Annotated in this window: 16 protein-coding genes; 11 read left to right on the plus strand and 5 right to left on the minus strand. The window is 67.1% G+C overall.

The window, feature by feature from the left end; all coding sequences use genetic code 11:
• The first annotated feature begins 119 nt into the window (after window positions 1-119).
• From gcvA to fdxA, 5 genes are all read left to right on the plus strand, one after another.
• Complete coding sequence (gene gcvA, locus RTY13_RS13825) at window positions 120-1049, plus strand: transcriptional regulator GcvA (protein WP_312784236.1); 930 nt, start codon at window positions 120-122, stop codon at window positions 1047-1049.
• A gap of 119 nt (window positions 1050-1168) precedes the next feature.
• Window positions 1169-1975 carry a ferredoxin--NADP reductase gene (locus tag RTY13_RS13830; RefSeq protein ID WP_312784479.1) on the plus strand — a complete coding sequence of 269 codons (807 nt, stop codon included), beginning with the start codon at window positions 1169-1171 and terminating at the stop codon, window positions 1973-1975.
• A 107-nt stretch (window positions 1976-2082) separates the two neighbouring features.
• Window positions 2083-3027, plus strand: a complete 945-nt coding sequence (cysD, locus tag RTY13_RS13835) for a sulfate adenylyltransferase subunit CysD (protein WP_312784237.1) — start codon at window positions 2083-2085, stop codon at window positions 3025-3027.
• Window positions 3027-4877 carry an adenylyl-sulfate kinase gene (gene cysC / locus RTY13_RS13840; protein WP_312784238.1) on the plus strand — a complete coding sequence of 617 codons (1851 nt, stop codon included), beginning with the start codon at window positions 3027-3029 and terminating at the stop codon, window positions 4875-4877. Before cysD ends, cysC begins: the two co-directional genes overlap by 1 nt.
• Before the next feature lie 25 nt (window positions 4878-4902).
• On the plus strand, window positions 4903-5238 hold the full coding sequence (gene fdxA, locus RTY13_RS13845) for a ferredoxin FdxA (RefSeq protein ID WP_312784240.1): 336 nt from the start codon (window positions 4903-4905) through the stop codon (window positions 5236-5238).
• A 40-nt stretch (window positions 5239-5278) separates the two neighbouring features.
• On the opposite strand, the gene hmpA is transcribed toward fdxA, so the two are convergent.
• Window positions 5279-6490 (minus strand): NO-inducible flavohemoprotein, encoded by a 1212-nt coding sequence (hmpA, locus tag RTY13_RS13850; protein WP_312784241.1) that lies wholly within the window; start codon window positions 6488-6490, stop codon window positions 5279-5281.
• 267 nt (window positions 6491-6757) lie between these two features.
• Here hmpA and RTY13_RS13855 point away from each other — a divergent pair, with 267 nt between their 5' ends.
• Complete coding sequence (locus RTY13_RS13855; protein WP_312784243.1) at window positions 6758-7207, plus strand: Rrf2 family transcriptional regulator; 450 nt, start codon at window positions 6758-6760, stop codon at window positions 7205-7207.
• A 42-nt stretch (window positions 7208-7249) separates the two neighbouring features.
• Here the strand turns inward: RTY13_RS13855 and RTY13_RS13860 are convergent, their stop codons facing one another.
• Complete coding sequence (locus RTY13_RS13860; RefSeq protein ID WP_312784244.1) at window positions 7250-8851, minus strand: M20/M25/M40 family metallo-hydrolase; 1602 nt, start codon at window positions 8849-8851, stop codon at window positions 7250-7252.
• Between the two features lie 143 nt (window positions 8852-8994).
• Here RTY13_RS13860 and RTY13_RS13865 point away from each other — a divergent pair, with 143 nt between their 5' ends.
• On the plus strand, window positions 8995-10470 hold the full coding sequence (locus RTY13_RS13865) for a cobyric acid synthase (RefSeq protein ID WP_312784245.1): 1476 nt from the start codon (window positions 8995-8997) through the stop codon (window positions 10468-10470).
• 6 nt (window positions 10471-10476) lie between these two features.
• Here RTY13_RS13865 and RTY13_RS13870 read toward each other — a convergent pair whose 3' ends face one another.
• Together RTY13_RS13870 and RTY13_RS13875 are read right to left on the minus strand one after the other, a co-directional pair.
• The gene (locus tag RTY13_RS13870) at window positions 10477-10875 is read right to left on the minus strand and encodes an OsmC family protein (protein WP_312784247.1); all 399 of its coding nucleotides are present in this window, start codon (window positions 10873-10875) and stop codon (window positions 10477-10479) included.
• A gap of 15 nt (window positions 10876-10890) precedes the next feature.
• Window positions 10891-11787 (minus strand): pirin family protein, encoded by an 897-nt coding sequence (locus RTY13_RS13875; protein WP_312784249.1) that lies wholly within the window; start codon window positions 11785-11787, stop codon window positions 10891-10893.
• 164 nt (window positions 11788-11951) lie between these two features.
• Between RTY13_RS13875 and RTY13_RS13880 the strand changes: the two genes are divergently transcribed.
• Together RTY13_RS13880 and RTY13_RS13885 are read left to right on the plus strand one after the other, a co-directional pair.
• Window positions 11952-12914: a LysR substrate-binding domain-containing protein gene (locus RTY13_RS13880; RefSeq protein ID WP_312784250.1), complete on the plus strand. Its 963-nt coding sequence runs from the start codon at window positions 11952-11954 to the stop codon at window positions 12912-12914.
• Complete coding sequence (locus RTY13_RS13885; RefSeq protein WP_312784251.1) at window positions 12914-13468, plus strand: NADPH-dependent FMN reductase; 555 nt, start codon at window positions 12914-12916, stop codon at window positions 13466-13468. The genes RTY13_RS13880 and RTY13_RS13885 overlap by 1 nt, the downstream gene beginning before the upstream one ends.
• Before the next feature lie 88 nt (window positions 13469-13556).
• Here RTY13_RS13885 and RTY13_RS13890 read toward each other — a convergent pair whose 3' ends face one another.
• Window positions 13557-16415: a TonB-dependent receptor gene (locus tag RTY13_RS13890; protein ID WP_312784253.1), complete on the minus strand. Its 2859-nt coding sequence runs from the start codon at window positions 16413-16415 to the stop codon at window positions 13557-13559.
• Window positions 16416-16762: 347 nt separating this feature from the next.
• Between RTY13_RS13890 and uxaC the strand changes: the two genes are divergently transcribed.
• Window positions 16763-18178: a glucuronate isomerase gene (gene uxaC / locus RTY13_RS13895; protein WP_312784254.1), complete on the plus strand. Its 1416-nt coding sequence runs from the start codon at window positions 16763-16765 to the stop codon at window positions 18176-18178.
• Entirely contained in the window at window positions 18175-19644 is a 1470-nt protein-coding gene (locus tag RTY13_RS13900) for a mannitol dehydrogenase family protein (RefSeq protein WP_312784255.1), read from the plus strand. The genes uxaC and RTY13_RS13900 overlap by 4 nt, the downstream gene beginning before the upstream one ends.
• Window position 19645: the final 1 nt, after the last annotated feature.

A 19645-nucleotide genomic window follows, 5' to 3' on the forward strand; every position in this document is an offset into this window, starting at 1 on the left:
ATGATCTGATGACTTCCGCCCTTGCTTTTGCGTGGCGGCTCGACATTCAGCATCCGTCGTGCACGATCCTTCCACAAACCAGATTGTCTTCGTCGCTCTGATAGGTTTTCTACAAGCGCATGGTTCGACCGCTTTTGCCTCTCAACGCCCTGCGTGCTTTTGAAAGCGCGTCGCGGCATCTCAACTTCTCGCGGACGGCGGATGAGCTCTCGGTGACGCCGGGGGCTGTCAGCCAGCAGATCCGCTTGCTGGAGGAGATCATCGGCGGGCCGCTGTTCACCCGCGAAGCGCGCGGTTTGCAGCTGACGGAGCTGGGCCGGGCGGCCATGCCGCTGCTGCGCGAGGGGTTCGAGCGGCTGATGGACGCCTCGGCCATCCTGCGCGAACCGCCGCTGAACCGGACGGTGGCGATCAGCGTGGCGCCGTCCTTCGCCTCGAAATGGCTGATGCCTCGAATGGACGACTTCCACGCCGCTCACCCGGACATCGAGGTCTGGATTTCGGCGGACATGGAGCCGGTGACGGTGGGCAAGGGCAAGGTCGATCTGGCCATCCGCTATGGCCCCGGCGACTATCCCGGCCACGTCGTTGAGCGCCTGCTGACTGAGACGGTCATTCCGGTCTGCTCGCCCGCGCTGATGGAAGCGCCGCACCCGATCCGCACGGCCGAGGACCTGACCCGCCACACGCTGCTGCACGACATGTCCGAGGACGGCGACGCCTCTCGCCCTGACTGGGCCATGTGGTTGAAGGCCCGTCACGCCAGCCATGCCGACGCCCGACGCGGCTCGCGCTTCGACCAGTCCAGCCTTTTGATCGAGGCGGCGGCGGCGGGGCGCGGCGTGGCCCTGGCCAAGCGCAGCCTGGCCCAGGCGGACCTCGCCACCGGGCGTCTGGTCGCGCCCTTCCCGGATGGCAGTCAGGTGCTGGGCTTCGCCTATTTCGTGGTTCTGCCGAGGGACCGTCCGGCCTCGCCCGGAACCAAGGCCTTCGTGGCTTGGCTGAAGAAACAGGCGATCGACTACGACAACAATCTGGACCAGCTATAAGATCGACCTGCAGATTTTCTCCACGCTCAAGACAGGATTGATCGTTTCCTCGACGGACGCCGCCCGCCCTATGTCGAAGGCCTTCAAGCAGGAGGTCGGTCGTGAGCGAAGTCGCAGTTCTGGAACGTGTCCGTGTCGCGGCGCCCGCGCCGTGGACGCCGCAAAGTGTGCGCTGGGTGCGGCGCTGGACCGACCATCTGTTCAGCTTCGCCATCGACCGACCTGAGGATTTCCGTTTCCGCTCGGGCGAGTTCGTCATGATCGGCCTGCCGTCCCTGGACGGGGCGGGCAAGCCGACGCTGCGGGCCTATTCCATCGCCAGCCCCTCGTGGTCGGACGAGCTGGAGTTCTTTTCCATTCGCGTCGAGGACGGGCCGCTGACATCGCGACTGGTCGACATCCAGCCCGGCGACGAGGTTCTGCTGGGCAAGAAGCCGACCGGGACCCTGGTGCTCGACGCGCTGAAGCCGGGGCGGCGGTTGTTCCTGATCGGTACGGGTACCGGCCTTGCGCCCTGGTTGAGCGTGGCGCGCGATCCAGAGACCTATGAGCGGTTCGAACAGGTGGTCGTCACCCACACCGTGCGTCAGGTCGCCGACCTGGCCTATCGCGATTTCCTGCAAGCCGGGCTGTTCGAGGACCCGCTGGTCGGCGAGGAGGCGCAGGGGCGGCTGACCTATTATCCGACCGTGACGCGCGAGGCGTTCGAGCGACCGGGCCGCATCACTGACCGCATCGCCAGCGGCGAGTTCTTCCGCGATCTGGGGATCGAAGGTCGGTTCGATCCGGCGCGGGACCGGGTCATGCTCTGCGGCTCGACCGCCATGATCCGCGAGACGGCGGCCCTGCTGGAAAGTCATGGCCTGAGCGAAGGCTCGAACGCCGAGCCCGGCGAATACGTGCTGGAACGCGCCTTCGTCGGCTGACCGCCAGTTTTTCTATCGGCCGGCGCGAGATCATATCGTTCGACGCGGACCGGCCCTGCACGCTTCAAATACCCCTCGTTCAAGGCGACCAGTGAGGACCGCAGCCTATGCAGGCGACCGTCGAAAAGCAGAGAGACGCCACCGCGCGTCGCGTCCTGCCCCCGCATCTGCGCCGGCTTGAGGCCGAGGCGATCGAGATCCTGCGCGAGGTGGCGGCGACGGCGCGCAACCCGGTCATGATGTATTCGATCGGCAAGGACTCGGGCGTCCTGCTGCATCTGGCGGCCAAGGCCTTTTATCCGGGGCGCCCGCCTTTCCCTCTGCTGCACGTGGATACGACGTGGAAGTTCCGGGACATGATCACCCACCGCGACCATGTGGCGGGCCTCTATGGCGCACGGCTGCTGGTCCACACCAATCATGAGGCCCTGGCGCGCGGGATCAGCCCGATCACCTCGGGGTCGTCGGCTCATACTCAGGCGATGAAGACCGACGCCTTGAAACAGGCGCTGGACCTGCACGGCTTCGACGTCGCTATCGGCGGCGCCCGTCGCGACGAAGAGAAGTCGCGGGCCAAGGAACGCATCTTCTCCTTCCGGGGCGCGGACCACAGCTGGGACCCGCGTCGTCAGCGGCCGGAGCTGTGGCGGCTGTGGAACTCGAACCTGGGACCAGGCGAGAGCCTGCGCGTCTTCCCCCTGTCGAACTGGACCGAGCTGGATGTTTGGGAATACACCCAGGCTGAGGGCATCCCCGTCGTGCCGCTCTATTTCTCGGCCCTGCGCCCCGTGGTGGTGCGCGACGGCGCCTTGATCGTTCGTGACGACGAGCGCTTGCCGCTGCGGGAGGGCGAGACGCCGGAACTGCGCCGCGTCCGTTTCCGCTCCCTGGGCTGCTATCCGCTGAGCGCGGCCGTGGAGTCCGAAGCTGACAGTCTCGACGCCGTCATTCGCGAACTGCGGACCAGTCGGCAATCCGAGCGGCAAGGGCGCTTGATCGACGCCGACGAGACCGCCTCGATGGAGCGCAAGAAGCGCGAGGGCTACTTCTGATGGACGGCGCTGTGACAGCCTTCCCGCAGCAAACCCGGCGAGAGGAGCGCGACCTGCTGCGCTTTCTGACCTGCGGGTCGGTGGACGACGGCAAGTCCACCCTGATCGGGCGGCTGCTGTTCGAGACCGGCCAGGTGCCCGAGGATCAGCTGGCGACGCTGGAACGCGACTCGCGCCGTTTCGGCACCGATGGGGCGAACCTCGACTACGCCTTGCTGCTGGACGGTCTGGAGGCCGAGCGCGAGCAGGGCATCACCATCGACGTGGCCTATCGCTACATGTCGACGCCGCGCCGCAGCTTCATTGTCGCGGATACGCCGGGGCATGAACAATACACCCGCAACATGGCCACCGGCGCCTCGACCTGCGATGCGGCGGTCGTGCTGGTCGATGCGGTCAAGGGCGTGACGGCCCAGACGGCGCGCCACAGCCGCATCGTGGCTTTGTTCGGCATTCGCCATGTCATCCTGGCGGTCAACAAGATCGATCTGGTCGCGGATGATCCGTCGGCGTTTGAGCGTATTCGCGAGGTCTATGCCGATCTGGTCGCTGATCTTGGCTTTCGTTCGGTGACGGCCATTCCGGTCAGCGCGCGTAGGGGGGACAACCTGACGGCGCGGTCCGCCGCCACGCCCTGGTACGGCGGCCCCAGCTTGATCCAGGCGCTGGAAAGCCTGCCGGTCGCCGAAACCGGCGCTGCACGGCCCTTCCGTCTGTCAGTACAGTATGTGAACCGGCCTCACGCTGATTTTCGCGGCTATGCCGGGACCATCACCTCGGGCGAGGTGAAGGTGGGCGACGCCTTGGCGGTCTGCCCCGGCGGACGGACGGCGACATTGGCGCGCATCCTGTCGGGCGATGTCGAGGTCGCCGTCGCCCGCGCCGGCGACGCCGTGACCCTGGTGCTGGCCGAGGATGTCGATGTGGCGCGCGGCGATGTCCTGGCGCCGGTCGAGGATAGGCCTGCCGCATCGGATCGGCTGGACGTTCGGCTGTTGTGGATGGGGGATCAGGCCTTCAATCCGGCGGGCCGCTATCAGGTCAAGCTGGGCACCCGAACCCTGGCTGCGGGCCTGTCCCTGTCCGACGCCGCGGTCGCGCTGGCGCCCAACGAGGTGGCTGACGGTCGCCTGACACTGCCGTCGCCGGTCGCGGTGGAAGCCTTTCATCAGGACCCGGCCCAGGGCGCCTTCGTTCTGATCGACCGGGCCTCGGGCGTCACCGTCGCCGCCGGGGTGGTCACGGGCGTCTCGGGCCAGGCGGCGCATATCCATCAAAGCCCCGCCGCCGTCTCGCGTGAGGCGCATGAACTGGCTAACGGCCATCGCGGCGGCGTGGTCTGGCTGACCGGGCTGTCCGGCGCCGGCAAGTCCACCGTGGCTCAGGCGTTGCAACAGAGCCTGCATGGGCGAGGTTGCCGCACAGTGCTGCTGGACGGTGACAACCTGCGCCACGGCCTCAACCGCGATCTCGGCTTCTCCGACGCCGACCGCGCTGAGAACGTGCGGCGGACCGGCGAGGCGGCGCGACTGTTCGCCGAGGCCGGCGTCATCGCCATCTGCGCCCTGATCTCGCCGCGCCAGGCGGATCGCGACGCCGTGCGAGCGCGGTTTGACGAGGGCCGTTTCGTCGAGGTCTTCGTGGACGCCTCGCTGGAAAGCTGCAGGGCGCGCGATCCCAAGGGGCTCTATGCGCGGGCCTCGGCCGGGACCATTGCGGGCTTCACCGGGGTCGCTGCCCCCTATGAAGCGCCCCGCGCGCCCGACCTGACCCTGGCCACGGAGCAGTTGTCGTCGTCGCAGGCGGCCGATGCGGTGCGCCGCCTTCTTGAGGAACGCGGCTGGCTCTAGGCCGCCGCCAGACTGGATTTCGCCCGTGACCTATCTCGTCACCGACGCCTGCGTGAAGTGCAAGTTCATGGACTGTGTCGAAGTCTGCCCCGTGGACTGTTTCTATGAGGGCGAGAACTTCCTCGTCATCTCGCCCGACGACTGCATCGACTGCGGCGTCTGCGAGCCTGAATGCCCGGTCGACGCCATCAAGCCCGACACCGAGGATAGGCCGGACGGCAAGTGGCTGACCATCAACGCCGACTACGCCAAGGTCTGGCCCAACATCACGGTTAAGGGCGAGCCGCCCGCCGACCGCGCCGACTATGAAACTGAGACCGGCAAGTTCGAGAAATACTTCAGCCCCGAGCCGGGCCGGTGAGGCTTCCGGGCCGCCGATCGACGGCCCGGAACTCGCAGGATCAGGCCGCCAGCAGTTCGTCGGTCGGGCCGAAGAACTCATAGTGGATGCGATCGTTCGGAACGCCTGCCTCGGACAGTTGCGTGACCAGGGCGCGCAGGAAGGGGCGCGGTCCGCACAGGTAGTAGTCGGCATCCTGAATCGGCGTCTGGGCGCTTAGCCAGGCGCCGTCGATCAGGCCTTCATGGTCGTAGTGGACGCCCTGGGCGTCGTTCCCAGCCGGAGCCTCATAGAAGGTGCTGCTGCTGACGCCGGGACGCGAGGCCGCGAGGCGCTGGACGTGTTCGCCCATGGCGTGGGTCTGGCCGCCATGCGTGCCGTGGACATAGTGGACCTGAACCTCGGGGTTCCGCTCGACCAGGGTCTCCAGCATCGACACCATGGGCGTCAGGCCGACCCCGCCCGACAGCAGGACAACCGGGCGCTCGACCTGTTCCGGCAGGAAGAACTCGCCGGCCGGCGGCGACACCTTCAGCACCATGCCGGGGCGGGCGTTGTCATGCAGCCAGCCCGAGGCCAGGCCGTGCGGCTCGCGCTTGACCGAGATGCGATAGGTCGCGTCGTTTGGCGCGCACGAAATGGAGTAGTTGCGCTTCACCGGCGGCTGGCCGGGAATGTCGAACCAGAAGGTCAGGTACTGACCCGGCTGATGGCGCAGCACCGGACCGCCGTCCACCGGCTTCAGCACGAAGGAGGTGATGAGGCTGCTCTCGGGTTTGATCTCGGCGATCTCGAAGGCGCGCCATCCCTTCCAGCCGCCGTTGGCGGCGGCCAGGTCGTCATAGATGGCGGCTTCGCGCGTGATCAGGATATTGGCCAGGAACCAGTAGGCCTCGCCCCAGGCGTTGAGGATTTCCTCCGTCGCGGCTTCGCCCAGGACGTGGGCGATGGCGCCCAGCAGGGCGTTGGCGACGTGGGGATAGTGTTCCGGCAGGATCTGCAGGCCGACGTGCTTCTGGGCGATGCGCTCGACCGCGGCGGCCAGGGCGCCCAGGTTATCGATATTGGCGGCATAGGCCAGGATGGCGCCGGTAAGGGCGCGGGGCTGGGAGCCGTTGGCGTCGTGGTGCGACTGGTTGAACAGGTCGCGGATCTCGGGGTTTTGGAACATTCGCGAATACATCTCGCGCACGATGTCCATGCCGTGGGCTTCGAGGGCGGGCAGGGTGGCTTTGACAAGCGTGATCGTACGCTCGCTGAGGGCTTGCGACATCAGGGTCTCCTTGGACGATAGCGATGTGAGAGAGTTTGAGGCGTCTGCGCGGCGTCAGCCGGTGGGCGGCGCGCTAATGCGTTCTGAGCGGTGAAGCTGCGCCTGCTCCAGGGAGGGGATGGCTGCGCGGCGGTCGATCTGCGAGTGGCCGGTCATCGGCTTCGCTCCATTGATGCATTACAGATGCATCTATAGGTCGCGTTTGAAAGATGCAATCAGAATGCATATAATTTCGTGCGGCGGGATGACGCGCTGACCGGAGATCGAATGCGCCTCACGCGATACACTGACTACGCTATGCGGGTGCTGCTCTATCTGGCCGCACGGCAGGACCGTCTGTGCTCCATCGCCGAGATCGCGGGCGCCTACGGCATATCCCAGAACCACCTGATGAAGGTGGTCAGCGATCTGGCCGGCGCGGGCTATCTGGTCAGCGTGCGCGGGCGTTCAGGCGGGGTTCGCCTGGCGCGGGCTCCGTCTGAGATCAATATCGGGGCGGTGGTTCGCCACACCGAGGACGGCTTTGATCTGGTGGACTGCGGCAGTTGCATCATCGCCCCGGCCTGCGGTCTCACTGGCGCTCTGGCCCAGGCCTTGGCGGCCTTCATGAAGGTGCTGGACGGCTACACCCTCGAAAATCTGATGAACAAGCGGCTCGATATGTCCGGCCTGTTCGACGCCGCAGCCTCAAGAGAACGAGCGCCGGCGCTGGATTAGAAAAAGCCGCCTCCCTTGGTCGAGGGAGGCGGCTTGGGTCGCTTAGTCCGCCGGATAGGCGAAGGGATCCGTCGGCGTGGGTTCGGTCGGCAGCGGCATGCGCGGCAGGGGCGCGTCGCGGTTGGCCGCGTTCAGCAGGAAGCTGGCCAGGATCACGGCCGCCTGACGCAGGTCTTCGGGCTTCAGGTGGTCATAGCTGTCGATGCTGGTGTGGTGGATGCGGCTGGAATAGTCGAGCGGGTCCTGGATGAACTGATAACCGGGCACGCCCACGGTCTGCATATAGACGTGGTCGGTGCCGCCCGAGGGGCGCAGCGAGACCGTGGTGGCGCCCATGCTGGCGAACGGGGCCAGCCATTCCTGGAAGATGGGGGCGGCGGCGACATTGCCCTCGGCGTTGATGCCGCGGATCTTGCCCGAACCGTTGTCCAGATTGAAGTAGGCGACCAGGTCGCGATAGCCGGGGCGCGGCTCGACGGGCCAGCGGTTGCGCCAGGTCCGGTTGTTGGGCAGGGCGGCCAGGGCCGGATCCGACGCTGGCGCGCGCGTGGCCAGATAGCGGTCGACATAGGCCAGAGAACCCAGGATGCCCTGTTCCTCGCCGTTCCACAGGGCGAAGCGGATGGTGCGCTTGGGCTTGACCTTCAGCTGCGACAGGATACGGGCGGCCTCCATCACCACCGCGCTGCCGGCGGCGTTGTCCTGAGCGCCGTCCGAGGCGACCCAGCTGTCCAGGTGGGCGCCGGCCATGACGTACTCGCCCGAGCGGTCCGTGCCGGGAATGTCGGCCAGGATGTTGTAGGCGTTGACGTCCTCGTCGTGGAACTGGACCTCGCTGAGCAGCGACAGCATGGGCGGGGTGTCGGTCAGGGCCAGACGGGCGAGGCGGCGATAGTCCTCGGCGGCGATCTCCATGCCCGGCAGCTTGGGCGTGGCGCCGACCTGATAGGTGTAACCGGTCCCGTGCAGCAGGCCGCCGTCCCGTTGCGACATGCGCACCCAGGCACGCGCGCCTTCCTCGACCAGGAAGGCGTCGAGGCGGGCGGCGAACTCGGCCATCTTCACCTGGCGTTCGACGGGGACGTGGGCGTGCTGCGGCTGGCTGTAGGTATTGCGGTCGCGCAACTCAGCGTCGGTCCAGCGACGGAAGGCCGGCTCGGTCGGCTCGGAGCCCGTGTCCGGGCGGGTCAGCATGACGATCTTGCCGGACAGCTTACCGCGCCACTTGTCGAAGTCCTCGACCTTGGTGATCGGGGCGACGACGACGCCCGCGCTGATGGTCCCGTTGGTCGAGGGCGTCCAGGCCACAGGAATGGCGCGCAGCTCGATCGGGCGCGGCGCGGTCATGCGGGCGCTGGAGCGGACGATCGACCAGCCGCGGCCGAACTCGAAGCCCTCGGCGCGGACGTTGGACAGGCCCCAGTCGCGGAACTGCTGCTGGCTCCACTGTTCGGCCTGACGCATCTGCGGCGAGTTGGTCATCCGCCCGCCGATCCGGTCGGTCAGGTAGGCGGCGGTCTGCATGACCTCGCTGTGGTTCAGGCCCTGGTCGATGATGCCGTTGATGGCGACGCGGTCGACCGACTGGGCCAGGGCGGGCGTGGCGATGCACAGGGCCGACAGGCCGACGAGCAGACGTTTCATTCAGAACCCCCAAGAATCAATTACGCGGGGATTTGACGCCATGCGCGCCCGCTCTGCAAACCACGGCGACGCTTGCCGTGTCTTTGGTTGACCCGGGCAAGCGGGCGGCCCTACTGGCGTCACTGGACTTGAGGGGAGGGCCGATGGCGGCGCTGATGATTCAGGGCTGCGGCTCGGACGTGGGCAAGTCGGTGCTGGTCGCGGGCCTGTGCCGCCTGTTCGTCAACCGTGGCCTGACGGTGCGACCGTTCAAACCGCAGAACATGTCCAACAACGCCGCCGTCACCGCGCCGGACGCCGAAGGCCATGTGGGTGAAATCGGCCGGGCGCAGGCGTTGCAGGCCTTGGCTTGCCGCACCCCGCCGACGGTGGACATGAACCCCGTCTTGCTGAAGCCGCAGAGCGACACGGGCGCGCAACTGGTCGTGCGCGGCCGGGTCGAGGGCGTTTGGCAGGCGGCGGCCTATCAGGACCGCAAGGCTATCCTGCTGGACGTGGTGCTCGACAGTTTCCAGCGTCTTCAGGCCGAGGCTGATCTGGTCATCGTCGAGGGGGCGGGCAGCCCGGCCGAGACCAATCTGCGCGCCGGCGACATCGCCAACATGGGCTTCGCCCGCGCCGCCGACGTGCCGGTGGTTCTGGTCGGCGACATTGACCGGGGCCATGTGATCGCCAGCCTGGTCGGCGCCCACGCCGTGCTGGACGACGGCGACCGCGCCATCATCCAGGGTTTTCTAATCAACAAGTTCCGCGGTGATCCTGCGCTGTTTGATGAGGGGCGCGCCGAGATACGCCGGCGCACCGGCTGGGCCGATCTGGGCATGGCGCCTTGGTTGGCCGATGCGCGATCCTTGCCCGCCGAGGACGCCGTGGTGCTGGACCGGGCGGCCGGAAGTGGGGCGGGGCGGCGCGTCCGCATCGCCGTTCCCATGCTGTCGCGCATCGCCAATTTCGACGATTTCGACCCGCTGCGGCATGAGCCGGGCGTGGACTTCGGCTTCGTCCCGCCCGGCACGGCCCTGCCGGGCGACGCCGATCTGATCATCCTGCCGGGGACAAAGGCGACCCTGGCGGATCTGGCCTTCCTGCGGGCTCAGGGCTGGGACGTGGACATCGCCGCCCATGTGCGGCGCGGAGGACGGGTGCTGGGCGTCTGCGGCGGCTATCAGATGCTGGGGCGGACCATCAGCGATCCCGACGGCGTCGAGGGGGTGGCGGGTTCGGCGCCGGGGCTGGGCCTGCTCGACGTTGAGACCGTGCTGGCCGGTGAGAAGACGCTGCGCCAGACCGCGGGGAGTCTGGCGGCCTCGGACGCAGCGTTCGCAGGCTATGAGATTCACATCGGCCAGACCGAGGGTCCCGATACGGCGCGGCCCTTCGCCCGCATTGACGGACGGCCGCACGGCGCCGTTTCGTCCGATGGACGGATCGCTGGCCTCTATGTCCACGGCCTGTTCGATCAGGCCGTGGCGCGGGCGGCGATCCTGGCCGATCTCGGCGCACCATCGGACGGCGCGGACCAGATCGAGCGCGTTGATCGCGCCCTGGACCGGATCGCCGAGGTGCTGGAGGCGCACTTCGACATTCCGACCATCAGCCGGATCGCCGGCCTGATCTGAGCAGCTTCAGGCGGCCAAGGTGGTGTGGACCGGCACGCCGTTCTTGATGGCCAGGGTGACGGGGGTGCGTTCGGCCACGTCGGCCAGCCGGGCGCGTTGGGCCTCGTCCAGCGGTCCGGTGGGGGCCAGGACGCGCTCGATGCGCGGCGGAGTCTCGCCGCCCAGATACTCCAGGCGAATATCCAGCCCCTCCAGCGGCCAGCCCTTCTTCTCCGCATACATGGTCAGGGTAATGGCGGTGCAGGCGCCAAGGGCCGAGATCAGCAGGTCGAAGGGCGCCGGGCCGCTGTCGGCGCCGCCCAGGCGTTCGGGCTCGTCGGCGGTCAGTTCGTGCTTCAACTCGCCGCCCGTCCGGATCGAGGTCCGGTAGCGGGCGGTTCCGATATGGGCTTGGGCGACGGCCATGCGGGGCGTTTCCAGTCAGGACATGGGATTGGCGGGCGGGGTCGGGTCGGGCGGCAGGGGGATGAACTCCTGATCGTCCATGTCGGGCAGCTTCATGCGCCCGGCGCGCCAGTCGGCCTTGGCCTGCTCGATGCGATCCTTGGACGAGGAGACGAAGTTCCAGTCGATGAAGCGTTCGCCGACCGGCTCGCCGCCCAGGACCATGATGGTTGAGGGTTCAAGGGCGCAGATCACCGAGGCGACCTTCTTTTCCAGAACCGCCATCTGGCCGTGACCGAGGGGGCGGCCGTCGTCGATCTCGACCAGACCCGAGACGACATAGACCGCGCTTTCGGAATGCTCGGCCGGGGTCTGGAAGCGGGCGCCGGGCTCTAGTTCCAGATGCAGATAGTGCAGGGGCGAGAAGGTGCTGACACCGGCCTTCATGCCCAGGGCCTCTCCTGCAGCTAGGCGGCCCTTGACGCCGTCCTCGCTCCAAGTCGGCAGGTCGGCGGTGCCGACGTGCTGGAAGGAGGGGTCGATCTCTTCCTGGCCGTCGGGCAGGGCGACCCAAGCCTGGATGCCCTCCAGGCGGGCGCCTTCGCGGCGGGCGCGCTCGAAGCGTTCGGAATGGGTGACGCCGCTGCCGGCGGTCATCCAGTTGACCTCGGCGGGACGGATGTCCTGCTGCACGCCCAGGCTGTCGCGGTGGGTGATCTCGCCGTCGAACAGATAGGTCAGGGTCGAGATGCCGATGTGCGGGTGCGGCCGCACGTCCACGGTCTTGGGAAGACCGGCGGGCATGTCGACCGGCCCCATGTGGTCGAAGAAGACGAAGGGGCCGACGGCACGCCGTTTGGCGTAGGGCAGGACGCGGCCCACTTCGAAACCGCCGAGGTCCTTGCGACGCTGGTCGATGACGAGTTCGATCATGGAATTCTTCTGCTCCTGGACGAGATCGCGAACAATCTGGACACAAATCACCGGGCTGACCATGGCTCTTTGACCATGTGTGATCACGTAATGGAGCTTGTAGTTGAGGGACGCTCATCGAGACAGATTGTGAAATTGCCTCGCTGCGTCCTATCAGTAGAACGATGCGAGACCTCAACGACCTCTATTACTTCGTCCAGGTGGTGGACCACGGCGGCTTCGCCCCGGCGGCGCGGGCCCTGGGGATGCAGAAGTCCAAGCTGAGCCGACGCATCGCTTTTCTGGAGGACCAGTTGGGCACGCGCCTGATCCAGCGTTCGTCGCGCAAGTTCTCGGTCACCGAGGTTGGTCAGGAATACTATCGTCACTGCCTGGCCATGCTGGTCGAGGCCGAGGCGGCGCAAGCCGTGATCGACAATGTGGCGGCCCAGCCGCGCGGGGTCATCCGCGTCGCCTGCGTGCCGGGGCTGCTGACCTATCAGATGGGCGGGCTGATCGCCCGCTTCATGGCCGTCTATCCCGAGGTCGAGGTGCATCTGCACAGCACCAGCCGCCGGGTCGACGTCATCGGCGAGGGCTTTGACCTGGCCATTCGCGTGCGCGAGCCGCCGCTGGAGGTTACCGACCTGGTCATGCGCAAGCTGGACGAGAGCGTGCATCGTCTGGTGGCCTCGCCTGCACTGATTGCGCGGTTCGCGCCGCCGAGCGGCCCGGCGGATCTGAGCGACTGGCCCAGTCTGGATTTCGGCCCGGCGCATCGCGACCACGTCTGGGTCCTGAACCACAGAAACGGGATGACCGCCTCGGTGCGCCACGCGCCGCGTCTGGTGACCGACGACCTGCACATGCTGCACGAGGGGGCGCTACAAGGGCTCGGCGTCGTCCTGCTGCCAAGCGTGGCGGTGGCGCGCGATCTGGAGGCAGGGCGCCTGATTGACCTACTGCCCGACTGGCGACCCAAGAAGTGGATCGTCCATGCGGTCTTCCCGTCGCGGCGCGGGCTTCTGCCCTCGGTAAGGTTGCTGCTCGATTTCCTCGTCCAGGGTTGCGCCGAACAGCAGATTCACGGTGAAACCCAAGCGTCGCCGCGCGCGACTCCCTATGCCTTTGCGGAGACGAGCGACTGATGCGTCTGATCGGAGTATCGGGCAGCCTGCGGGCGGGCTCCTACAACAGCGCCCTGCTGCGGGCGGCGCAAGGGTTGACGCCGGACGGCGTGGACCTGATCGAAGGCTCGATCCGGGGGATCCCCCTGTATGACGGCGACGTCGAGCGCGATCACGGTCTGCCCGAGGCGGTGGTCGCGTTGAAGGATCTGATCGCTGGCAGCGACGGCCTGCTGCTGTTCACGCCCGAGTACAACAACGGCATGCCCGGCGTTTTCAAGAACGCTATCGATTGGCTCAGCCGGCCGGCCTCGGACATCGACCGGGTATTCGGAGGACGGCCGGTGGCTGTGCTCGGCGCTTCGCCGGGGCCGTTCGGCACGGTGATGAGCCAGTCGGCCTGGCTGCCTGTCCTGCGCACCCTGGGGACCGCGCCTTGGTTCGGCGGTCGCATGTTGGTGCCGCATGCGGGGGCCGCCTTCGATGCAGAGGGCCGGTTGATCGATGAGGAAGCGCGCCGTCGTCTGACGCGGTTCGTCGCCGGCTTTGTCGAGCACTGCCGCCCGGCGCGCTGAAGCTGATCGAGCCCGGGCAAAAAAGAAGGCGCTGGCGGTCAGACCGCCAGCGCCGAGTTCACCGCTCAGGAGTGCGATGTAAGTCGGATCAGAACTTGTAGCGGGCGCCCACGAAGACCTGACGGCCCGTGTGATGATAGACGTAGGTGCTGTCACGCACGCCATCGAGTTCGCCGTGGTTCTGGCGGTTGAACTCGTCGGTCAGGTTGATGCCCTCGATCGACAGGGCCAGCTTGTCGTTGACGTCGAAGGAGGCCGAGGCGTCGATGCTGAGGGTCTCGGTCTTGCCGGTGACCGCGATGCCGCGCGTGCCGCCGTTGGCGCCCGGAACCTGCTGGTAATAGGTGTCGCGATAGGCGGCCGAGACGCGGGCGTTGAAGCGACCGTCGTCATAATAGAGCGTGGCGTTCCAGGCGTCGGGCGACAGGTTCACCAGGTTGGCCGTCACATAGACGTTGCAGGCGGCCGTGGTGCAGTAGTCGATTTCAGATTCAACGTGCGTGAAGTTGGCCTGCACGCCCAGGTTCGAGAAGGCGCCCGGCAGGAAGGTGAAGGGCTGCTGGTAGCTGATTTCGAAGCCCGTCAGCGGTCCACCCGGCGTGTTGGTGGGGGTGCTGAAGACGTATTGGTCCGAGACGGGGCGATCCGCAGCCGCCGGGAAGGCCGCCGGGTTCATCGCCGTCAGTTCGGCATAGGTCAGGGTCTGCTGGGTGGTCTGCACATAGGTGGAGATGTCCTTGTAGAATAGCGCCAGCGACAGCAGGGATTCCGGCGCGAAATACCATTCCAGCGACAGGTCGAAGGTGTCGGCGCGGTAGGGGTCCAGATTGACGTTGCCCAGCGACGCGGTGCGGTTGGCTGCGTTCGGCGCGCTCAGCGAGAAGACCGGCACCAGGCTGGTGACGGGCGGACGCGACATGACGCGGGCCGCGCCGAAGCGGACCATGACGTCCTCGATCGGTTCGATCGACAGGTTCAGCGACGGCAGGATGTCATCATAATTGTTGGAACCCGAGACGCGGGTGGTCACGCCGCTGAGTGCAGAGTAGCCGGCGGCCTCGACCTCGGTGTTGACCCAGCGGGCGCCGAAGTTGCCGCGAACCGGCATGCCGGCCCATTCGGTGTTCCAGTCCAGCTGCGCCCACAGACCGGTGTCCTTCTCGGTCACGTCGCGCCAGTTGCCCAGGGCGGTCGAGCCGTTCTCCAGGCCCAGCAGGCGGAAATCGCCGCCCGCAACACCGGTGTTGCACAGGCAGTCGGCGCCATAGGCCTTCATGATGGCGTCGAGGTTGGGCGAGATCCAGGCCGTCGCCGAGCCTTCAGGCAGGTCCAGGTTCTTGCCGAAGCCGTCGAGCAGGTAGGTCAGGCTGCCGATCGAGGAGCCAGCCGGCATGGCCGGCACCGCATTGGTCTGACGCGCGTAGCCCGAACCTTCGGATTGATACTCCTTGTAGCTTGCCCCGACCTTGAAGGTCATGCGCTCGTCGATGTCGAACTCGAAGCCGCCTTCGAAGGTGGTGTAGGTGTTGCTCTGCTCGCTCGACAGGATACGCAGTTCCGACAGCGGCTGAGCGCCCGCCGGGCCGGTGATGGTCCACTGGTTCGCATCGGTGACGTCGAAGCCATAGACGATCTTGGGCAGGTCGCGATTCTCGCGGAAGTCGATCGACCAGCCGTCGCCGTTCTGGTGGTCGATGATGGCGTTGACCTGCAGCGGGTTGCCGAATTCCGACTTGGAGCGGCCAGCCACGCCCTTGAAGCGCACGCTGTCAGAGAAGTCGTGTTCGACTTCCAGGGTGTATTGCGAGAACTCGCTCTTGAGGATGTCAAAGCGTTCCTCGGTGCGCATGTCCATGTCGTCGAGGCGCAGATAGACCAGTTCGCCCGTTTCCGGGTCGGCGACGGCCTCGACGATGTCGACCTGGGGCTTGCCGCCTTGCGAGGCGTTGCGGCTCAGCGACCAGGCTTCGAGGAAGTTCTCCTGACGGGTCGAGTCGAGCTTGGAATAGAGGGCGTCCAGGCTGACGGTCGTGGCGTCCGACGGGCGCCATTGCAGCGACGCAGTCGCGCCGATGCGCTCCTGTTCATGGCTCAAACGGCCGTAGCGCGGGATGCGCGGGTGGAAGAGGCCGCCGGCGGCCGCCGAACCGCCGGGCAGGGCGGTGGGGTTCTGGAAGCCGTTGTCGCCGTTGGCGGGACCCCAGCGGACGGAGCTGAAGCCTTCTTCGATGGAGCTCTTGTCGCTGTAGGCCAGCGACAGCAGGGCGCCGAACTTGCCGTCCATCCAGGTGTCGGAGATCAGGCCGGCGAAGCGGGGGCTCCACTCTTCGGACAGGTCGTTGTAGCCGCCCTGCACCGAGGCGACGGCGGTGAAGCCCTGATAGTCGAACGGGCGCGCGGTGCGCAGGTCGACGGTGGCGCCCAGGGAGCCTTCTTCGACCTCGGCCGAGGCGGTCTTGCGGACCGTGATGTTGTTGAAGAGTTCCGAGGCGAAGACGTTGAAATCGAAGCCGCGGCCGCGGTTCACGCCGCCCGAGGAGTCGGTCGCGCCAGTCGTGGCCTGGGCCTCGATGCCGTTGATGCGGGTGCGGGTGAACTCCGAGCTCAGGCCGCGCACGGTGATCGAGCGGCCTTCGCCTGCGTCGCGATCGATCGACACGCCGGGAATGCGCTGAATGGATTCCGCCAGGTTGGTGTCGGGGAAGTCGGCGATGTCCTCGGCCGAGATGGCGTCAACCACGCCGGCTTCGCGGCGCTTGATGTTCAGGGCGTTCTGCAGGCTGGCGCGGAAGCCGGTGACGACGATTTCATCGACCGTCGTGGCGTCCTGTTCCTGGGCGGGGCTTGCCTCTTGGGCGTGAGCGCCGCTGGCCAGGGCCAGGGTCAGGGCGCCCAGCGAGGCGCCGAGGGTCAGCGCGTAACGCGCACGGGTAGCGTGGTGGGTCATCTGTGTCCTCCTCCCAGTTGGGCCTTTCGAGGATCGTGCGTCCCCGTTCCAGCCTCCGCGATCGCGGGAACCGGTGTCATTTGGCGTTTGTCAGCCTCTGCCACCGGTGTCATATAAAGCTACGCACAGTTTCCGGCGTGTGGCAAGATGATGACGAACGCTGATCGCATCGGAGCCGCACGACGGTTCTGCGCCCGAAGAAAAGAACCAAACGACCACCCCCGTCAGAGGGGCGGCGAAAGGGGAAGCGGCCCTGTCGGATTCGGATCAATGGGTCCGGCGGCAATGCGATTCGCTGAGCCTTGCGTCCTGCTCTGACTGTCCGAAATCCAGTCTCGAGTTGTCGCATGACCCAGCCGCTTCGCCTGAACCCCGACCGCCTGTTTCCGGCCGACGCCGACACGCGGGCCGTCGCGCGCCGCCTTTACGCCGAGGTGAAGGGGCTGCCGATCATCAGCCCGCACGGCCACACGGACCCTAGCTGGTTCGCAGGCAATGAGAACTTCGCCAACCCGGCCGAGCTGCTGATCACGCCCGACCACTACGTCTTCCGAATGCTGCACTCGCAGGGCATGGCGATGGAGGACCTGGGGGTGCCGCGCGCCGACGGCGGCCCGGTCGAGGCTGATCCGCGCAAGATCTGGCGCCGTTTCGCCGAGAACTATCACCTGTTCCGCGGCACGCCTTCGCGCATGTGGCACGACTGGGTCTACGCCGAGGCTTTCGGCATCGACGTGCGCCTGTCGGCCGAGACGGCGGGTCACTATTACGACGTCATCGACGCCGCGCTGAAGACCGACGCCTTCAAGCCGCGCGCCCTGTTCGATCGCTACAACATCGAGGTCCTGACCACGACCGAGAGCCCGCTTGATGCGCTGGAGCACCACAAGGTCATTAACGCCTCGGGCTGGAAGGGGCGGGTGCTGACCGCCTATCGCCCCGACCCTGTGCTGGACCCGGACTACGAGGGTTTCCGCGACAATCTGAAAATCCTGGCCGAGCAGACCGGCCGCGATACGATGTCGTGGGAGGGCTATCTGCAGGCCCTGCGCGACCGCCGCGCCTTCTTCATCGAGATGGGCGCCACCTCGACCGACCACGGCCATCCGACCGCCTTCACCGCCGATCTGTCGAAGGCGGAAGCCGAGGCCCTGTTCAAGCGCGTTTCGACCGCCCCGGCCAGCGCCGCCGACGCCGAGCTGTTCCGCGGCCAGATGCTGACCGAGATGGCCGCCATGTCGGTCGAGGACGGGCTGGTGATGCAGCTTCACCCCGGCAGCTTCCGCAACCACTCGGCCACGGTCTTCAACCGCTTCGGCCGCGACAAGGGCTGCGATATCCCGACCCAGACGGATTACGTCCGGGCGCTGAAGCCGCTGCTGGACCGCTTTGGTTCGGATACCCGCCTGACCCTGATCCTGTTTACGCTGGACGAGACCTCTTACAGCCGCGAGCTGGCTCCGCTGGCGGGTCACTATCCGGCGCTGAAGCTTGGGCCGAGCTGGTGGTTCCACGACAGCCCCGAGGGCATGCGCCGGTTCCGCGAGCAGGTCACCGAGACGGCGGGCTTCTACAACACCGTCGGCTTCAACGACGATACGCGCGCCTTCCTGTCGATCCCGGCGCGCCACGATGTGGCCCGGCGGATGGACTGCGGCTTCCTGGCCAAGCTGGTGGTCGAACACCGCATGGAGGAGGACGAGGCCCACGAACTGGCCCACGCCCTGACCTATGGTCTGGTCAAGGCGGCCTACAAGCTGTGACCCGCCTGACTGACGCGGCCCTGTCGGGCCTGCCCGCCGACGTCGCGCGACCGGAATATGATCGTGCTGAGGTGAAGACCGGGGTGGTTCATCTGGGCATCGGCGCCTTCCATCGCGCCCATCAGGCGGTGGTGTTCGACGACGCCCTGGCGAGCGGCGACCTGCGCTGGGGCGTGCTGGGGGCCTCGCTGAGGTCGCCGGGCGTGAGGGATCAACTGAACCCGCAGGACGGGCTCTACACCCTGGTCGTGCGCGACGGGGCCGAGGAGCATCTGCGGGTGATCGGCGCCGGCCGAGGCGTTCTGGTCGGGCCGGAAGACCCCGCCGCTCTGGTCGCGGCCATGGCCGGGCCCGAGGTCCACATCGTCACCTTGACGGTGACCGAGAAGGGCTATCGCCTGGATCCAGCGACTGGCGACCTGCTGCTGGATGATCCTGACGTGGCCGTCGATTTGGTCGATATTTCCGCGCCGCGCACGGCGCCGGGCTTCATCGTCGCGGCCCTGCGGGCGAGGAAGGCGGCGGGGCTGAAGCCTTTCACCGTCATTAGCTGCGATAACATCCCCCACAACGGCAAGCGCATCCGGGCCGGCGTCATCGCTATGGCCCGTCGCATTGATCCGTCGTTGGCCGAGTGGATCGAGGCCGAGGGCGCCTTCCCCCAGACCATGATCGACCGGATCGTCCCGGCGACCATTCCTGACGACGTATCCCGCCTGGCTGCCCGCCTCGGTGTTGAAGACCCGGGCATGGTCAAGGCCGAGCCCTTCACCCAGTGGGTGATCGAGGACTGGTTCGCGGGCGAGCGGCCCGACTTCGCCGCCTTCGGCGTGCAACTGACCGACGCGGTCGAGCCCTGGGAGGACGCCAAGCTGCGCCTGTTGAACGGGGCGCATTCGGCGACGGCCTATCTCGGCGCCCTGTCCGGCTACGAGCACGTGCATGAAGCCGTGGCTGTCCCGGCCTTCCGCGCCTTTATCGAGGCTTTGTGGGACGAGGCGCAGACGACGCTGAACCCGCCGCCGGGCCTGGACGTGTCGGCCTATCGCGACGAACTGATGGCCCGGTTCTCCAACTCGGCCCTGATGCACCGGACGCGCCAGATCGCCATGGACGGGTCGCAGAAGCTGCCGCAACGACTGCTGGCGGGCATGGCCGAAAGACTGGCGGCGGGACAGGGCGTCGAGGCCCTGGCCCTGGGCGTCGCCGCCTGGATGCGTTGGCAGGAGGGCGTGACCGAGAGCGGCGAGGCCGTGGTGGTCGATGATCCGCTGGCGGCGCGCACCGCCGAGTTGATCGCGGCGTCGGAGAACGACGAGGCTGAGGTTCGCGCCCTGCTGACCCTGTCGGCGGTCTTCCCCGAGGCTCTGGCGAACGACCGGCGCTTCGTCGAGGCGGTGACCGGGGCCTTCCTGTCGTTGAGAGAGCACGGCGCGGTAGAAGCCGCGCGCCGTGTGACGGAGTAGA

This window comes from Brevundimonas sp. (assembly GCF_032055285.1).
Taxonomy (GTDB): Bacteria; Pseudomonadota; Alphaproteobacteria; order Caulobacterales; family Caulobacteraceae; genus Brevundimonas.